The organism is Kribbella solani, assembly GCF_014205295.1.
In the GTDB taxonomy this organism is placed as follows: Bacteria; Actinomycetota; Actinomycetes; order Propionibacteriales; family Kribbellaceae; genus Kribbella; species Kribbella solani.
Window position 1 is genome coordinate 6,391,718 of the sequence record NZ_JACHNF010000001.1, and the last position, 16,232, is coordinate 6,407,949.

Sequence of the window (16,232 nt, forward strand, 5' to 3'; positions counted from 1 at the left end):
GAGTGCGCTCCATGAGCAGCCTGCTCCGTCCGGTCGGGCACCTGCCCGCCAGCGTGTACTGGTTCCGCCGGGGACTGGTGCTCGCGGTAGCTGTCGTGCTGATCATTCTGCTCTCCCGGCTGTTCTCCGGTGGCGGCAGCGACGCGCAGAACACGGCCGCGTCCAACCCGAACCCGAACTCGACCGGCGCCCCGCCGGCCGCCGCGCCCAGCACTGGGCCGACGCCCAGCGCCGGGGCGACCCGGACGCCGACACCCAAGCCGTCGTCCGAGCAGAGCTCCGGCTCGACCAAGGAGCCGAGTGCCGGGACGAGCTCAGCGGCCACGACGAAGGCGACCACGCCGCCCACCGACCTGCCGTGCAAGGGCGCCGACGTCCGGATCACCGCGCTGCCCGCGAACCGGAAGATCGTCTCCGGCTCGATGCTGAACTTCGTCGTCCAGCTGGCGCCGACCGGCGACGGTTGCAAGGCGACCGTGAACGCCGACCAGCTGACCATCACGGTGATGTCCGGCAACGACCTGATCTGGTCCACCACCCAGTGCGCCAAGACCGTCCAGACCGCCACCCTGGTAGTTGCCAAGGGCAAGCAGGCGGCGGTGACGGTGCCTTGGGACGGACATCGGTCCGGGCCGGGCTGTCTGCCGGGGCAGCCGGTCGCCAAGCCCGGTACCTATGTCGTCAAGGCCGAGTACGACGGCAAACAGTCCGGCGCACAGGCCTTCCAGGTGGTTTAGGCAGCCTCAGCTGGTTGGGCGTTGTCCTGCGGCTGCTTCCGCAGGTACGACGGCGCAGTGAACAGTAGTGCGGCGACCAGTCCGATTAGCAGCACCAGCGCCGGCAGTATCAGTGCCTGCGCCATCGAGTCACTGAACCCCTGACGCACCACCTCCGGCAGCTTGCCCCCAGCGAACCCTTCGGCGCTAGCAGGAGCACCACCCGGCCGTACCGGCAGGTTGTGTGCCAGCCGCGACTCCATCAGTACGGCGATGCTCGCACTGCCCAGTACCGCACCGACCTGTCGCGTGGTGTTGTAGACGCCCGCACCGGCGCCGGCCTGGTGCAGCGGAAGGTTCCGCGTGGCAGTAGTACCGAGCGGTGCCCACATGAAGCCGTTCGCGACACCCAGCAGGGCGATCGGCAGCAGCAGCTGCCAGATCGGTACGTCCGGCTCGATCACCTGACTCATCCAGAACATCGACACCGCGCAGCACAGCAAACCGAACCCGGCGATGAAGCGTGGCGCCGCTCGGTCGACCAGCCGGCCGACGAAGGGCGCCAGCGCGCCGGAGATGACCGCCATCGGTACGAGGAGCAGGGCCGACTTCGTCGGGGACAGTCCGCGTACGGCCTGGGCGTACAGCATCAAGGGGAACGCCATCGCGGTGATCGCGAACCCGACGGTGGTGATCGCGACGTTGGCGAGGGAGAAGTTCCGGTCCTTGAACAGTCCGAGCGGCAGCAATGGTTCACCGCGGTTGCGCGACTGCCAGATCACGAACGCGGCGAGTACGACCACGCCCGCGATGATCAGCGACCAGACCGAGATCGGCCCGGTGATCTTGCCCCAGTTGTACTTCTGTCCTTCCTGGATGCCGAACACCAGCAGGAACAGCCCGGCCGCGCTCAGTACGACCCCGATCAGGTCGAACTTGTGCTCGTGCGTCGGCAGGTCCGGTACCAGGCGGACCGCCAGGACGAAGCCGATCACGCCGACCGGCGCGTTGATGAAGAAGATCCACTGCCAGCCGAGCCCGTCGACCAGTACGCCCCCGAGGATCGGGCCGACCAGTGTCGCCACGCCGGCGGTCGCGCCCCACAGGCTCATCGCCCGGCCGCGCTGGTTCGGCGGGAAGATCCGGGTGATCACCGCCATCGTCTGCGGCGTCATCATCGACGCGCCGAGACCCTGGAAGACCCGGGCCACGATCAGCAGCTCGATGGTGTGCGTCAGTCCGCACCAGATCGAGGCCAGCGTGAACAGGGCCAGTCCGGCCAGGTACAGCTTCTTCGGGCCGATCCGGTCGCCGAGCCGGCCGGTGATCAGCAGCGGCACCGCGTACGCGAGCAGGTACGCGCTGGTCACCCAGACCACGGTGCCGACGTCCGACCCGAGGTCCTCGAGGATCGCCGGGGTGGCGACCGAGACGATGGTCGAGTCGACCAGGATCATGAAGAAGCCGAGTACCAGCGCCCACAGCGCCGGCCACGGCCGAACCTCCGGCCTCACTGCTTCTCGCGAGGTTGCCATGCCAAGTCCTTGCTCTCGATACGTTCGATGGTGGTGGCCAGCCAGTCGCGCTCCGCGGCGAGCTGGTGGCGCATGAACAGCCCGCCGATCAGGTACACCTCCGGCACGTCGACCTCGGTGGCCTTTCCGAGCGTGGCGTCCACGTCGGCCAGCAGGGTGTCCAGATCGTCCACCCGGCTCCGCAGCCGCAGGACGGCGTCGTCCGCCTTCAGGTTGTGTGCCTCACTCAGCAGCACCGGAAACGTCGGGTACTCGTAGGCGTAGTTCTCCAGCCCGCGCTCGACCCGGCGGATCAGCGCGTCCGAGCCGGCCGGAGTGATCTCGTACGTGGTGCGCTCGGGGCGGTTGCCCGCGCGTTCGGTACCGGTGGCGCGGACGTACTCCTGCCCGGCGAGCCGCTCGACCGTGTGGTAGAGCGAGCCGGGCCGGACCTTGACGATCCGGTCGTTCTTCCGGGTGATCAGCAGCTGGTACATCTCGTAGGCGTGCATCGGCTTCTCTTCGAGCAGCGCCAGCACCGAGATCGCCAGCGGCGTCAGCTCCGCCATGATCCTCCAAATGGATTGTTCCGCGCCAAATGTTCCACATGGAGTATTAGTCGCCTCGCGCCGAAACGCAAGACGCCTCCGGTTCTTTCACGAACCGGAGGCGTCGAGTGACTGTCAGTGCTTACACGTAGCGTTCCAGGATGCTGGACTCGGCCAGCCGGGACAGGCCCTCGCGGACCGTGCGGGCCCGGTTCTCGCCGACGCCCTCGACCGTCTGCAGGTCGTCGATGCTTGCCGCGAGCAACTTCTGCAGGTGGCCGAAGTGGTCGATCAGCCGGTCGATCACGGCGCCCGGCAGCCGCGGCACCTTGGCCAGCAGCCGGTACCCGCGCGGGGTGACCGCGGCGTCCAGCTGCTCGGCGCCGCCGAGCTGCAGGGCCCGCGCCACCTGGCCGATGTCGAGCAGGTCGGTCGGGCTGACCGCGTCCAGCTCGACCAGTACGTCGTCGGCGGTCTTCGGCCGCCGGCCGGTCGCGGGCGGCAGGTAGTCACGGACCACCAGCTCGCGCTCGCCGGCCACCCCGGCGACCAGTTCGTTCAGCTGCAGGGTGAGCAGCCGGCCGTCGGTACCGAGCTCGACCACGTACCCGTCGATCTCGGTGGCGATCCGGCGGACCATCTCCAGCCGCTGCGCGACCGCGGCCACGTCCCGGACCGTGACCAGGTCCTCGATCTCCAGCGCGGACAGCGTGCCGGACACCTCGTCCAGCCGCAGCTTGTACCGCTCCAGAGTGGCCAGGGCCTGGTTCGCCCGGGACAGGATCGCGCCGGAGTCCTCGAGTACGTACCGCTGGTCGTCGACGTACAGCGCGATGATGTGCATCGACTGCGACACCGAGATCACCGGAAAGCCGGTCTGCCGGTGCACCCGGTCGGCGGTGCGGTGCCGGGTACCGGTCTCCTGGGTGACGATCGCCGGGTCCGGCATCAGGTGGACGGCGGCGCGGATCAGCCGGGTCGCGTCCCGGTCGAGCACGATCGCGCCGTCCATCTTGCTGAGCTCGCGCAGGCCGGTCGCGGTGAACTCGACGTCGATCTCGAAGCCGCCGGTGGAGATCGCGTCCACCGCCTTGTCGTGACCGAGCACGATCAGTGCGCCGGTCCGCCCACGCAGGATCCGCTCCAGGCCTTCACGCAGTTCGGTGCCGGGGGCGACCGCCGCGAGGGTCGCGCGCAGCCGGGCGCCGGTGCTGTTCTTGTCCGTGTTCGGTGCCACGGAACCTGAGTCTATGCGGTCTCGCGGGCGGAGCGGCGCGGATAACTGCCGTACTGGCGGGTGTGAACTGCCCGGTTCGGCGTGCAGTTGCGGGTGCGCGTGCACCCGCCCGTGCATCCGGAGCGTGCAATGCCGGTTCCCCGCGTGAATCGGTACCGGCGGTGCCTGGCCGCTGTCGTGTCAGGGGCAGCGGATGACCTGGCCGGCGTACGAAAGGCCGCCGCCGAATCCGAACAGCAACACCGGCGCGCCGGATGGAATCTCGCGCTTCTCGACCAGTTTCGAGAGCGCGATCGGGATGCTCGCGGCGGACGTGTTGCCGGACTCGACGACGTCCTTGGCGACCACCGCGTTGACCGCGCCGAGCCGCTTCGCGAGCGGCTCGATGATCCGCAGGTTGGCCTGGTGCAGGACGACGCCGCCGAGCTCCTCGGGCTTCAGGCCGGCCTTCTCGCAGACCTGCTGGGCGATCCGTGGGAGCTGCGTGGTGGCCCAGCGGAAGACGCTCAGGCCCTCCTGCGCGAACGGGCCGTCGCGGCCCTCGATCCGGACCGCGTCGGACATCTCCGGCACCGAACCCCAGACCACCGGGCCGACCCCGGGCACGCCGTCGGTGTCGTCAGCGTCGTCGGCGACCAGGACGGCCGCGCCGGCGCCGTCGCCGATCAGTACGCAGGTGGTGCGGTCGGTCCAGTCGGTCCAGTCGCTGAGCTTCTCGACGCCGATCACCAGCGCCTTCGAGGCGGCACCGGCCCGGATCGCCTGATCAGCGGTGGCCAGCGCGTACGCGAAACCGGAGCAGGCGGTGTTCACGTCGATGGCGGCCGGGTTGCCGAGGCCGAGCCGGGCCGCGACCCGGGCCGCGATGTTCGGCGACCGGTCGATCGCGGTGCAGGTGGCGACCACCACGTAGTCGATCTCGGCGACGTCCAGGCCGGCGTTCGCGACCGCCTTGTCGGCGGCCCGCCAGGCCATCTCGTCGACCGACTCGTCCGGCGCCGCGATCCGGCGCTCCCGGATGCCGACCCGGCTCTGAATCCATTCGTCGTTCGTCTCGACCATGGTGGCGAGCTCGGCGTTGGTGAGCACTCGCTCCGGCTGGTAGTGGCCGAGCGCGACAACTCTTGATCCGGTCATCAGGTGCTCCTGCAGTCGTCCAAGGGGCATCCCGGGCTCAGCGCCGAACCCGGTGGGGCGACCCCAGCGTACGTTCCGGATCCGGTGGCTGTTGATCCCTCGTCCCACCCTGTGGTGGGGAACACAGGCGTCCGGGTGGTACGGAACACAGGTGTCAGGCCAGGCCGGCCGCCATCAGCGCGGAGGGCAGATCGGGGGCCGCGAAGGTGCGCAGGCCGTACTTCTTCTGGATGTCCATCGGCTTCAGGTCCTTGCTCCGGTTCGGCACGTCGGCCGGCACGATCGCCTTGGTGAACCCGAGCCGGGCGGCCTCCGCGAGCCGCTTCTCCAGGCCGCCGACGCGGCGCACCTCACCGGCCAGCCCGACCTCGCCGATCGCGACCAGGCCGGGGTGGATCGGCCGGTCCATCACCGAGGACGCGACCGCGATCGCGACCGAGAGATCGGCCACCGGCTCGGTGATCTTCACACCGCCGACGGTCGCCACGTACACCTCCTGGTCGGTCAGCTTCAGCCCGGCGCGGTTGCCGAGCACGGCCAGCACCATCGCGACCCGGGACGACTCCAGCCCGGACGTGGTCCGGCGTGGCTGTGGTGCCGCGGACGGGCCGACCAGGGCCTGCACCTCGGCCAGCAGCGGGCGGCGGCCCTCCATCATCACGGTCACGCAGGTCCCGGCGACCGGCTCGGCGTGCTCGGACACGAACAGGCCGGTCGGGTCGGTGACCTCGACGATCCCGGTGTCGACCATGTCGAAGCAGCCGACCTCGTCGGACGGGCCGAACCGGTTCTTGGTCGCGCGCACCATCCGGAACCCGGAGTGCCGGTCGCCGTCGAACGCCAGCACCACGTCGACCAGGTGCTCCAGCATCCGCGGGCCGGCGATCGCGCCCTCCTTGGTCACGTGCCCGACGAGCACGACCGCGATGTGCCGCTCCTTCGCCAGCCGGACCAGGGCGCCGGTCACCTCGCGGACCTGGGTCACGCCACCGGGCGCGCCGTCCACATCGGGGTGCGCCATGGTCTGCACCGAGTCGATCACCAGGAAGGACGGCTCGACCGCGTCTACCTGGCTGACCACCGCGCCCAGGTCGGTCTCGGCCGCGAGGTACAGCTCGTCGACGAGCGCGTCGGTGCGGCCGGCCCGGAGCCGCACCTGGGCGGCCGACTCCTCACCGGACACGTACAGCGTGCGCTGGCCGCCGCGCGCGGACTGGGCCGCGACCTCCAGCAGCAGCGTGGACTTGCCGACCCCGGGCTCACCGGCGAGCAGGATCACCGCGCCCGGCACCACCCCGCCGCCGAGCACCCGGTCCAGCTCGCCGATCCCGGTCGGCCGGGACTCGGCCTCGATCGCCGACACCTTGCCGATCGGCAGTGCCGGCGACGTCACCGGGCCCGCGGTGATCCGCGCCGACTTGGCCGCGCCGACCTCGGCCACCGTCCCCCAGGCCTGGCACTCACCGCACCGCCCGATCCAGCGCGCCGAAGTCCACCCACACTCCGAGCACGCGAACGCGGACTTGCCCTTCGCCTGAGTCGCCGCCTTAGCCATGGGAACAACCTAGGCGAGACCACCGACAAGACGCTTCAAGGTGCTTTCAGAAGGTTCGGGTCCAGAGGTTGATCGCGTAGTCGACCTCGGTGCCCTGGTGCGCCGCCAGGATGCGGCGGGCGTCCGCGGGGGTGAACTCGATCTTCACCACCGCCTCCAGGTCCGCCCGGCTCTCGAACCGCCAACCCATGTCCAGCGGCGTACGGTGCCAGCCGCGATCCGCCCAGAACCGCTCCACCTCCGGCGCCTTGATCATCGGGTACGAAGCGCTGAACCACCTTCCGAACGTCGACCGACTCCCGTCGTTGTCGATCACGAACGCCGTACCGCCGTGCCGCATGACCCGGTCCAGCTCGGCCAGACCGGGCTCACAACCCGGACCGAAGAAGTACGCCCAGCGCGCGTGCATCACGTCCACCGACGAGTCCGGTACGGGCAGCCGCTGCGCGGTTCCTTGGCGTACCTCGACGTTCGGCAGCGCCCGCGTACGCCGTCGGGCTGCTTCCGCGAGGGCACCGTGCGGCTCCACGCCGACCACCCGCGCGGCGGTCGCGGCGAACATCGGCAGGTGGAAGCCCGTCCCGCAGCCGATGTCCAGCACGGTCGCGCCGGTCCAGTCCCGGATCGCCCGCATGGCCGGCTCGATCACGCCGTCCGGGTCGACCGCGCGGTTCTCGAGCTCGTACACCTTCGGGTGGTGCCAGATGTTCGGGCTCGGAATCCCACCGTCCGCGATGCTCACAGCCCTAGACCCTAACCATTGCCTGCTTGGTAGTAGCGGCGAGGACGGCGACCGGGATCAGCAGAATGCCGCAGAAGATGGCGAGCCAGTGGAAGCCGAGGTAGGCCAGCACCGGGCCGGCGGCCGTGCCGGAAATGGAGGCCAGGATGCCCATGGTCAGGTCGGACAGACCCTGCGCCGAGGTACGGATGTCATCGGGAACCGACCGCGACAGCAGCGTCGACCCGGCGACCAGACAGGCCGACCAACCCAGCCCGAGCGTGAACAGCGCTACTCCGGTCAACACGTGCGCGTCGTCCGGAGCAACCGCGGCGATGGTCATCGCGATGGCGAGAATGCCCAGGCCGATGCCGATCGTGGGGATGCGGCCGAGCCGGTCGGCCAGCCAGCCGGTCAGCGGCGACAGGGCGTACATGCCGGCCACGTGGCCACTGATGACGAAGCCGACGATCGTCAGCGATGCGCCGTGGTGCCGTAGGTGCACCGAAGTCATCGACATCACGCCGACCATCACGGCATGCGCGGTGGCGATGGCCAGCAGGCCGAGCCGGGCGTGCGGGATGCCGACCACCAGCCGAAAGGTCGCGGCCAGCGGCTGCCGTTCGACCTTCTCGGGGCGTACCTGGCTGCGCATGCCCACCCAGACCGTGGCCGCGCTCAGACCGAAGGCGACCACCGAGAACACGTACGGGCCGGCCAGCGCGAGGATGCCGAGCGACGAACCGACCGAGCCGCCGACGCCGGTGAGGTTCGGACCGACGATGACGCCGATCGTCGTGGCCCAGACGACCAGGCCGAGTGAGCGGGCGATCCGGCTCGGTTCGGCGGCGTCCGTGGCGGCGTACCGGGACTGCAGGTTCGAAGCGGAGCCGCTGCCGAAGAGACAGCCGGCGGCGAGCAGCAACGCCAGCGAACCGAGTTGCGCGGCCACGATCGTGAGCGCGGCCCCGGCGAACGCGAGCAGGTAGCCGAGCGACAGCGACACCCGCCGGCCGTGCGAGCGGGCCAGCCCGGCAAGCGGTACGGCCAGGACGGCCGCACCGAGAGTGGTGGACGTGGCTACCAGGCCGGCCAGCGAGGTGGACCCGGACACGTTCTCCGCGAGCAGCGCCGCCACCGCGAACCCGCTGGCCGTCGCGACCCCTCCGAGCGCGTTGCTCGCCACCAGTACCCGCAACGTCGTCCGCTGGCTAGTCACGCCCAAACCCTCTCACGCCCCTGACATCTCAACATCTTTCCGGAACAAAGTTTGCGCAGGCTGCCGGCTTCTTTCCGGAAAGGCTTGGTGAAGCGTCGGGCGCGGGGGTGGACGAGGTTCGGGTGCGGTGGCGACGATGGTGCGATGAGCGCTGTCGGGCCGCTGGACGCCATGTTCCTGGGCGGCGAGAGCCGTGAACAGCCGATGCACGTCGGCGGGCTGATGCTCTTCGAGCTGCCCGAAGGCGCCGGGCGGGACCAGGTGTTCCCGGAGAGCTCGCGGGACTTCGTCTCCCGGCTGTACCACGAGCTGGTCGCGGCGCCGGAGGTGAACCCGCAGTTCGCCCGACGCGTCCGCAACCGGATACAGGACCTCGGCTACTGGTCGTGGGAGCAGGACGACGCGATCGACCTCGACTACCACGTACGGCTGTCGGCGCTGCCGCGGCCGGGCCGGGTCCGGGAGCTGTTCGAGCTGACCAGCCGCCTGCACGGCACCCTGCTGGACCGGCATCGCCCGCTCTGGGAGATGCACCTGATCGACGGCGTCGAGGGCCGCCGGTTCGCGGTCTACAGCAAGATCCACCACTCGATGATCGACGGCGTCACCGCGCTCCGCTGGATGCAGAAGACCCTCACCACCGACCCGACCCGAACCGGCATGCCCGCCACGTACGCCCTGCCGCCGGAACCTGCAGATCCACAGTCCGGGAATGGTTGGCTGCCCACCATCACCCGGACGCCTACAGACATCCTCAAAACAGTTGTGGACGTGGCCGGCCTGCCGCTTGCCGGCGTCAAGGGACTCGTACAAGCGACTATGCCGTTTCAGGCGCCGCGGACGGTGTTCAACCAAGGGGTGACCGGGGCGCGGCGGTTCGCGGCGCAGTCGTGGCCGATCGAGCGGCTGGAGAAGGTTCGGGCGATCTCCGGGGCGACTCTGAACGACGTCCTGCTGGCGATGTGTTCTGGGGCCCTGCGCAACTATCTGCTGGAACTGAACGCGCTGCCGGACAAGTCGCTGACCGCGATGGTCCCGGTCTCGCTCCGCGACCGCGAGAGCACACCCGCCGGCGGCAACCCCGCGCCCGGTGGTGGTAACTCGCTCGGTACCCTGATCGCCGATCTGGCCACCGACGAGGCCGATCCGGAGCGGCGGATTCGCCGGATCATGGCGTCGACCGCGCACGCCAAGAGCGTGCTCTCCGGCCTCACCCCGTTACAGAACCTGATCGTCGGCGCGCTCGGCTTCGGCGTCGCCGGTCCGGCCGCGGTCCTCCCCGGTGTCGCGGGCCTGGCGCCACCCCCGTACAACCTGGTCATCTCGAACGTACCCGGCCCGCGCGAAAGCCCGCTGTACTGGAACCGGTCCCGGCTGCTCGGGATGTACCCGGCAAGCATCGTGCTGAACGGCCAGGCGCTGAACATCAGCGTCACCAGCTACGCCCACCAGCTCCACTTCGGCCTGGTCGGCTGCCGCCGCACCGTACCGCACCTGCAACGCCTGCTCGGCCACCTCGAAGCCTCGCTGGCCGGCCTCGAGAACCTTTAGAGCCGGACGACCCCGTTCGGGGTGTTGAAGACCGCGGCGACCAGGCCGGGCTGGCCGTTCGGGCCGACCCAGGCGACGTCGAGGTCGTCGAGCAGGTGGTCGGCCGGGTGGCCGATCCAGTCCGTCACCCGGGCCGGGTCGCCGGCGATCTCGAGCGCGGTCAGCTTGATGTCCTTGCCGCCGATCGACGGGTGCTGGCTGAGGTCGTCCCAGTGCACGAAGAACGGCAGCTGCGGGTCCGCGATCAGGCCCTTCACGCCGAGCTGCCGCCAGGTCAGGTTCACCCCGTCCGGGCGGTGCCGGTTCCCTGGTACGGCCTGCCGGCCGAGGCGCTGCTCGATCGCGGCCAGGTCGGTGACCTCGACCACCCACCCGAGCCAGCCGCCGCCGAGCTCCTTCCGGGCCCGCACCGCCTGCCCGAACGGCGCCTTGTCCGACGCCGGGTGGTCGAGCACGTCCACGACCTCGATGTACCGGTCGTTCTCCAGCGGCAGGATGTGGTTGACGGTCCCGAACCGCGGGTGCACCCCACCATCCACGAACTCCGCCCCGAGCAGCTCCGAAAGCCGCTCGAGCGTGGCCGCGCACCCATCCGGTCCGCACGCGTACGACAGATGATCCAGACGCATGCCAGCCATTCTTGCGCCCCGCACCGACAACCGCCGAGCGGGGTGTGTCGTCAGGCTATTTGGAAGCCGGGTGCGGCAGCAGCGGATGTACTGCCTCGAGGCGCTGGCGGCACAGTTCGGCGAGTACGTCGTACGCCTTGAGGCCCATCAGCGTTTGCAGTTCGACCTTGCTCGATTCGTACACCGGCTCGACCGCGATGTGCGCCTCGGTGTTACCGGTGCAGTACCAGTCCAGGTCGTGCCCGCCGGGGCCCCAGCCGCGGCGGTCGTACTCGCCGATGCCGACCTCGGTGTACGTCGTCCCGTCCGGCCGCTCCACGTCCCGGAACGTACGCCGGATCGGGAGTTGCCAGCACACGTCCGGCTTCGTCTCGACGAAGTGCACGCCGCGCTTCAGCGCCAGCCCGTGCAGCGCGCAACCGGCGCCACCGGAGAACCCCGGGCGGTTCAGGAAGATGCAGGCACCTTCCCAGACCCGGGTCTTGCGGTCGCCGTCGTCATCGGTCTCGACCCAGCCGTTCGCCCGGCCTTCCTTGCGGAACTGCCAGTCCTCCTTGCCGAGCTCCTTGACGTACTTCTTCACCCGCTTCTCGTCGTCGTCATCGGAGAAGTGCGCGCCGAGCGTGCAGCAGCCGTCGTTCGGGCGGCCCTTGTAGATCCCCTGGCAACCACCGCCGAAGATGCAGGACCAGTTGGAGGTCAGCCAGGTCAGGTCGCAGCGGAACACCTGATCGGCGTCGTCGGGGTCGACGAACTCGACCCAGGCACGGGGAAAGTCGAGAGAAACCTCAGGCACCCGGAAAGCGTACGCGCCGGACCGCCGCAACCCGAACGCCGACTCCGGAAAAGCCGTGATGGGGGCCGCTATCCGATTGTCCAGTAGCGTGAGGGTATGCGGCTCGGCGTACTCGACGTGGGATCCAACACCGTCCACCTGCTCGTGGTGGACGCGCATCGTGGTGCCGCGCCGTTACCGGCGTACTCGCACAAGACCGAGCTGCGGCTGGCCGAGCACCTGGACACCGACGGGCGGATCGACGAGTCCGGTGCCGACGGGCTGGTCGAGTTCGTCAAGGAAGCGGTCGCGCTGGCCGAGGACAAGGGCTGCGAGTCGGTGCTGTCGTTCGCCACCTCGGCGCTGCGGGAGGCACCGAACGGCGAGAAGGTGCTGGCCAGGGTACACAAGGAAACCGACGTCACGCTGGAGGTGCTCAGCGGCGAGGACGAGGCTCGGCTGACCTTCCTGGCCGTCCGCCGGTGGTTCGGCTGGTCCTCCGGCCGGCTGTGCGTGTTCGACATCGGTGGCGGCTCGCTGGAGATCGCGGCCGGGTCGGACGAGCAGCCGACGGTGGCGGAATCGGTCCAGCTCGGCGCCGGCCGGCTGACCCGGGAGGGACTGACCGCCGACCCGCCGGACAAGGACGAGGTACGCGCGTTACGCCGCCGGATCCGGATGGAGCTGGCCGCCGTCGCGGGCCCGATCCTGCGGGCCGGCAAGCCGCAGCGTTCGGTCGCCACCAGCAAGACCTTCCGCTCGCTGGCCCGGATCGCCGGCGCGGCGCCGTCCGCCGACGGGCCGTACGTCCCACGGCTGCTGAACCGGGACGACCTGAACGAGTGGATTCCGAAGCTGACCACGATGACGGCCGCCGAGCGGGCCGCGCTGCCGGGCGTCTCGGCCGGCCGCGCCTTCCAGCTGACCGCCGGTGCCCTGGTCGCGGACGCGGTGATGGACCTCTTCGACCTGCCCGCGCTCGAGGTCTGCCCGTGGGCCCTGCGTGAAGGCGTCATCCTGTCCCGGCTCGACCAGCTGCAACCCCGGTGAGCGAATGAACCCCCGTACGACCGCGAAGATCGGCCTGTCCACTGCCTCCGTGTACCCGGAGTCGACCGCCAGCGGGTTCGAGCTCGCCGCGCGGCTCGGGTACGACGGGGTCGAGGTGATGATCGGGATCGACCCGCTGAGTACCCAGATCGACGCGATCCAGCGGCTGATCGACTACCACCAGCTGCCGGTGCTGGCGATCCATGCGCCGACGCTGCTGATCATGCAGCGGGTGTGGGGCACCGACCCGTGGAGCAAGCTCGAGCGCAGCGCCGAGGCGGCGAAGGAACTCGGTGCCGACGTGGTCGTCGTGCATCCGCCGTTCCGCTGGCAGCGTGACTACGCGCGCGGGTTCGTCGAGGGGGTCGCCCGGCTCGAGGCCGAGACGGGCGTGACGCTGGCGGTCGAGAACATGTACCCGTGGCGGGCGCCGGGCAAGGGCCTGCAGGCGTACGCGCCGAGCTGGGACCCGACCGAGCAGACGTACGCGCACACCACGCTGGACCTGTCGCACGCGTCCACCGCGGAACAGGACTGCGTCGAGCTGGCCGCGACGATGGGCAAGAGCCTCACGCACGTACACCTGACCGACGGCACCGGCTCCGCGAAGGACGAGCACCTGGTGCCGGGTCGCGGTACGCAGCGCGCGGCAGAGCTGCTGTCGACGCTGGCCACCCAGGATTTCCGCGGCCACATCATCATCGAGATCAACACCCGGCGCGCGACCAGCCGCTCCGAGCGCGAGATCGACCTGGTCGAGTCGCTGGAGTTCACCCGCAAGCACTTCGTCCGCAAATCCTCCCGCCGGACCCCGTTCGCGGTCACCCCGGACGGGGTGGTCTCGGAGCTGGCGCCGTGACGACCGCGCGCCCTCCGGCGTCGGGCCGGTCGTCGTCAAGCCGGTCGTCGTCGGGCCGCCCGGCGTCGGGACGGTCGCCGGGCCGGCGGCCGGGCGGTCCGGACACCCGCGGCGAGATCGTCAAGGCGGCCCGGGAGACCTTTGCGGAGAAGGGATTCGCGGCCACCTCGCTCCGTGCCGTCGCCCGGCAGGCCGGCGTGGACGCGGCGCTGGTGCACCACTATTTCGGCGGCAAGGACGAGCTGTTCATCGAGGCGATGGCGCTGCCGCTGGACCCGCGGCAGATGGCGGCGCGGATCGTCGACGGTCCGCGCTCGGAGCTCGGACGGCGGATCGTGACCCTCTTCCTCGGCGTCTGGGAGTCGGCCGACGGGCGGCAGCGGATGACCGCGATGCTGCGCAGCGTCGTCACCAGCGAGGCGGTGGCGCGGACGATGCGCGAGGGGATGACCGGCATGATCCTGGAACCGGTCTCGCGGTTCATCGGGCCGCCGGACGCCAGGCTCCGGGCCGGCCTGATCGCCGGCCACCTGTTCGGCGTCGCACTGACCCGGTACCTGGTCGAGCTCGAGCCGGTCGCCGACGCCGACCTGAGTACGTTGATCGACCGCATCGCGCCCGCGATCCAGCAGTACATCGACGGCTGATGCGGGTCCCGACCGACCGCGAGATCCGCGCGCTGCATCGCGAATGCGCGCCGAGCCGCGGTTCGTACGAGCTTGTGTCCGAGCATTGCCGGCTGGTGTGTTCGGTGGCGGAACAGTTCTTCACCCGGCTGGACCTCGACACCGACCTCGTACGCGCGGGTGCGTTGCTGCACGACATCGGCGTGTACCGGCTGGACTCGACCGCGTACATCCGGCATGGCGTACTCGGCCATGAACTGCTGGCGTCACTCGGATATCCGGTCGAACTCTGCCGGTTCGCGTCCTGTCACACCGGGGTCGGGATCACCCGGGAGGACGTGGTGCGGCAGGGTTTGCCGATCCCGGTCGCGGACTACGTACCGGCGACCCCCGAGGAAGAGCTGGTCCTTTACGCCGACAAGTTCCACAGCAAACGGACGCCGCCGGTGTTCCTGTCCGGGGCCACGTACGCCGCTGAGGTCGCGCGGTTCGGCGCGGACAAGGCCGTCGCGTTCGACGCGTTGCGGGCGCGGTACGGCGAACCCGAACTGGGCGCGCTGAGCGCCGCCACCGGGTACGCCGTCAGCTGACCGGGGTTGTTGCCAGGCGATGTTGCACGCGCTAAATTCATCATATGATGAAAAACGCCGTGAGCTGCCGGGACGTGGTCGTCGTACGCGGCGACCGGGAGGTACTGCACGGGGTCGGCTTCGACCTCCGGGCCGGAACGGTGACCGGCCTGCTCGGGCCGTCCGGCTGCGGCAAAACCACGCTGATCCGCGCGATCGTCGGCCTGCAGGCGCGGGTCACCGGCGACGTGTCGGTGCTCGGGCAGCCGGCCGGCGCGCCGAAGCTGCGCGGCCGGATCGGGTACGTGACCCAGGAGCCGAGCGTGTACGGCGACCTGACCGTGACCGAGAATCTGCGCTTCTTCGCCGCGGTGCTCGGGGTCGAGCCGGCGGATGTGCAACGGGTGATCGAGGCGGTCGACCTGACGACGCACGCCGATGCTCGGGTCGACCAGCTGTCGGGTGGCCAACGTTCGCGCGCGTCCCTGGCCGCGGCGCTGCTCGGCAGCCCCGAGCTGCTGGTGTTGGACGAACCAACGGTCGGGCTGGATCCCGTGCTCCGGCGTGATCTCTGGAACCTGTTCCACGAGCTGGCCGACGTGGGCGCGACGCTGCTGGTGTCCAGTCATGTCATGGACGAGGCGTCGCGCTGCGATCGGCTGTTGCTGATGCGCGAGGGGGAGCTGCTCGCCGACGACACACCCGACGCGCTGCTCACTTCGGCCGGTACGGCCGACATCGAGCAGGCGTTTCTCACCCTGATCGACCGGAAGGCAGGTGCACGATGACTCCGCGGGTGACGTTCGCGGTCGCGGCCCGGGTGCTGGCGCAGTTGCGCCGGGATCGTCGGACGGTGGTGATGCTGATCGTGCTGCCGGCGTTGCTGGTCAGCCTGATGTACTGGATGTTCACCGACTCGCCGAACACCTTCAACCGGGTCGGCGGGCCGCTGCTGGCGGTTTTCCCGTCGATCATCATGTTCGTGGTCACCTCGGTGGCGACGCTGCGGGAGCGGTCCAGCGGGACGCTGTCGCGGTTGTTCACGATGCCGATGGCAAAGCTGGATTTCCTGCTCGGGTACGCGTTGGCCTTTGCGCTGATAGCCGTTGTGCAGGCGCTCGTAGTGGTGTCGATCGCCCTTTATCTGCTGGACTTGCAGATCCAGGGTGCTGCCTGGCAGCTCGGGGTGGTCGCGGTGCTCGACGGCGTACTGGGCGCGGCGCTCGGCTTGTTCGCGAGTGCTTTCGCGCGGACCGAGTTCCAGGCCGTCCAGCTGATGCCGGCCGTGATGATTCCGCAGATCCTGCTGTGTGGATTGCTCGTGCCGCGCGATCAGCTACCGGGTGTCCTGCGCGCGATCAGTGACGTACTTCCACTGTCCTACGCGGTCGACGCCGTTCTGGGGGTTGCCAAGGGCAACGGTTTCGCCACCGGTACCGGCGGCGACGCGCTGGTCGTACTGGCCTTCATCCTCGCCGCGCTCGGTCTCGGCGCCGCCACCCTGAAACGCCGTACCGCCTGAGAAC

The 16,232-nt window shown here is 69.8% G+C and carries 17 protein-coding genes; 8 read left to right on the forward strand and 9 right to left on the reverse strand.

Translation table 11 applies throughout. The features are described 5' to 3' along the window. The first annotated feature begins 11 nt into the window (after window positions 1-11). Entirely contained in the window at window positions 12-737 is a 726-nt protein-coding gene (locus tag HDA44_RS29545) for a hypothetical protein (protein ID WP_184839965.1), read from the forward strand. On the opposite strand, the gene HDA44_RS29550 is transcribed toward HDA44_RS29545, so the two are convergent. From HDA44_RS29550 to HDA44_RS29580, 7 genes are all read right to left on the reverse strand, one after another. After that, window positions 734-2,251: a DHA2 family efflux MFS transporter permease subunit gene (locus HDA44_RS29550; protein ID WP_184839967.1), complete on the reverse strand. Its 1,518-nt coding sequence runs from the start codon at window positions 2,249-2,251 to the stop codon at window positions 734-736. The genes HDA44_RS29545 and HDA44_RS29550 overlap by 4 nt on opposite strands. Next, the gene (locus HDA44_RS29555) at window positions 2,227-2,799 is read right to left on the reverse strand and encodes a PadR family transcriptional regulator (protein WP_184839969.1); all 573 of its coding nucleotides are present in this window, start codon (window positions 2,797-2,799) and stop codon (window positions 2,227-2,229) included. Before HDA44_RS29555 ends, HDA44_RS29550 begins: the two co-directional genes overlap by 25 nt. Before the next feature lie 121 nt (window positions 2,800-2,920). Then, window positions 2,921-4,015, reverse strand: coding sequence for a DNA integrity scanning diadenylate cyclase DisA (disA, locus tag HDA44_RS29560; protein WP_319036389.1), 1,095 nt, complete (start codon window positions 4,013-4,015; stop codon window positions 2,921-2,923). A gap of 180 nt (window positions 4,016-4,195) precedes the next feature. Continuing rightward, a complete protein-coding gene (locus HDA44_RS29565; protein WP_184839971.1) occupies window positions 4,196-5,152 on the reverse strand; it encodes a beta-ketoacyl-ACP synthase III in 957 nt (318 codons plus the stop codon). 154 nt (window positions 5,153-5,306) lie between these two features. Next, window positions 5,307-6,707: a DNA repair protein RadA gene (gene radA / locus HDA44_RS29570; RefSeq protein ID WP_184839973.1), complete on the reverse strand. Its 1,401-nt coding sequence runs from the start codon at window positions 6,705-6,707 to the stop codon at window positions 5,307-5,309. A 46-nt stretch (window positions 6,708-6,753) separates the two neighbouring features. Further along, window positions 6,754-7,449, reverse strand: coding sequence for a methyltransferase domain-containing protein (locus tag HDA44_RS29575; protein WP_184839975.1), 696 nt, complete (start codon window positions 7,447-7,449; stop codon window positions 6,754-6,756). Window positions 7,450-7,453: 4 nt separating this feature from the next. Further along, on the reverse strand, window positions 7,454-8,647 hold the full coding sequence (locus HDA44_RS29580) for an MFS transporter (protein ID WP_337906560.1): 1,194 nt from the start codon (window positions 8,645-8,647) through the stop codon (window positions 7,454-7,456). Window positions 8,648-8,791: 144 nt separating this feature from the next. On the opposite strand from HDA44_RS29580, the gene HDA44_RS29585 reads away from it, so the two are divergent. Further along, a complete protein-coding gene (locus HDA44_RS29585) occupies window positions 8,792-10,198 on the forward strand; it encodes a WS/DGAT/MGAT family O-acyltransferase (protein WP_184839979.1) in 1,407 nt (468 codons plus the stop codon). On the opposite strand, the gene HDA44_RS29590 is transcribed toward HDA44_RS29585, so the two are convergent. Together HDA44_RS29590 and HDA44_RS29595 are read right to left on the reverse strand one after the other, a co-directional pair. Continuing rightward, window positions 10,195-10,827 carry a VOC family protein gene (locus HDA44_RS29590; protein WP_184839981.1) on the reverse strand — a complete coding sequence of 211 codons (633 nt, stop codon included), beginning with the start codon at window positions 10,825-10,827 and terminating at the stop codon, window positions 10,195-10,197. The genes HDA44_RS29585 and HDA44_RS29590 overlap by 4 nt on opposite strands. 55 nt (window positions 10,828-10,882) lie before the next feature. Further along, complete coding sequence (locus HDA44_RS29595) at window positions 10,883-11,623, reverse strand: DUF3109 family protein (RefSeq protein WP_184839983.1); 741 nt, start codon at window positions 11,621-11,623, stop codon at window positions 10,883-10,885. A gap of 96 nt (window positions 11,624-11,719) precedes the next feature. Between HDA44_RS29595 and HDA44_RS29600 the strand changes: the two genes are divergently transcribed. From HDA44_RS29600 to HDA44_RS29625, 6 genes are read left to right on the forward strand one after another with little or no spacing between them, the layout of a single operon-like run. Continuing rightward, the gene (locus tag HDA44_RS29600) at window positions 11,720-12,652 is read left to right on the forward strand and encodes a Ppx/GppA family phosphatase (protein ID WP_184839986.1); all 933 of its coding nucleotides are present in this window, start codon (window positions 11,720-11,722) and stop codon (window positions 12,650-12,652) included. Window positions 12,653-12,656: 4 nt separating this feature from the next. Then, entirely contained in the window at window positions 12,657-13,511 is an 855-nt protein-coding gene (locus HDA44_RS29605; protein ID WP_184839988.1) for a sugar phosphate isomerase/epimerase family protein, read from the forward strand. Then, window positions 13,508-14,158, forward strand: a complete 651-nt coding sequence (locus HDA44_RS38715) for a TetR/AcrR family transcriptional regulator (RefSeq protein WP_184839990.1) — start codon at window positions 13,508-13,510, stop codon at window positions 14,156-14,158. The genes HDA44_RS29605 and HDA44_RS38715 overlap by 4 nt, the downstream gene beginning before the upstream one ends. Next, the gene (locus tag HDA44_RS29615; protein WP_184839992.1) at window positions 14,158-14,727 is read left to right on the forward strand and encodes an HDIG domain-containing metalloprotein; all 570 of its coding nucleotides are present in this window, start codon (window positions 14,158-14,160) and stop codon (window positions 14,725-14,727) included. Before HDA44_RS38715 ends, HDA44_RS29615 begins: the two co-directional genes overlap by 1 nt. A 44-nt stretch (window positions 14,728-14,771) precedes the next feature. Beyond that, a complete protein-coding gene (locus tag HDA44_RS29620; protein ID WP_184839994.1) occupies window positions 14,772-15,494 on the forward strand; it encodes an ABC transporter ATP-binding protein in 723 nt (240 codons plus the stop codon). Beyond that, window positions 15,491-16,228: an ABC transporter permease gene (locus HDA44_RS29625; RefSeq protein WP_184839996.1), complete on the forward strand. Its 738-nt coding sequence runs from the start codon at window positions 15,491-15,493 to the stop codon at window positions 16,226-16,228. Before HDA44_RS29620 ends, HDA44_RS29625 begins: the two co-directional genes overlap by 4 nt. The last annotated feature ends 4 nt before the right edge of the window (window positions 16,229-16,232 follow it).

Coding starts and splice junctions, on each gene's coding strand:
- HDA44_RS29545 (WP_184839965.1), top strand. CDS start 12: ATGAGCAGCCTGCTCCGTCCGGTCGGGCACCTGCCCGCCAGCGTGTAC.
- HDA44_RS29550 (WP_184839967.1), bottom strand. CDS start 2,251: ATGGCAACCTCGCGAGAAGCAGTGAGGCCGGAGGTTCGGCCGTGGCCG.
- HDA44_RS29555 (WP_184839969.1), bottom strand. CDS start 2,799: ATGGCGGAGCTGACGCCGCTGGCGATCTCGGTGCTGGCGCTGCTCGAA.
- HDA44_RS29565 (WP_184839971.1), bottom strand. CDS start 5,152: ATGACCGGATCAAGAGTTGTCGCGCTCGGCCACTACCAGCCGGAGCGA.
- radA (WP_184839973.1), bottom strand. CDS start 6,707: ATGGCTAAGGCGGCGACTCAGGCGAAGGGCAAGTCCGCGTTCGCGTGC.
- HDA44_RS29585 (WP_184839979.1), top strand. CDS start 8,792: ATGAGCGCTGTCGGGCCGCTGGACGCCATGTTCCTGGGCGGCGAGAGC.
- HDA44_RS29590 (WP_184839981.1), bottom strand. CDS start 10,827: ATGCGTCTGGATCATCTGTCGTACGCGTGCGGACCGGATGGGTGCGCG.
- HDA44_RS29600 (WP_184839986.1), top strand. CDS start 11,720: ATGCGGCTCGGCGTACTCGACGTGGGATCCAACACCGTCCACCTGCTC.
- HDA44_RS29605 (WP_184839988.1), top strand. CDS start 12,657: ATGAACCCCCGTACGACCGCGAAGATCGGCCTGTCCACTGCCTCCGTG.
- HDA44_RS29615 (WP_184839992.1), top strand. CDS start 14,158: ATGCGGGTCCCGACCGACCGCGAGATCCGCGCGCTGCATCGCGAATGC.
- HDA44_RS29620 (WP_184839994.1), top strand. CDS start 14,772: ATGATGAAAAACGCCGTGAGCTGCCGGGACGTGGTCGTCGTACGCGGC.
- HDA44_RS29625 (WP_184839996.1), top strand. CDS start 15,491: ATGACTCCGCGGGTGACGTTCGCGGTCGCGGCCCGGGTGCTGGCGCAG.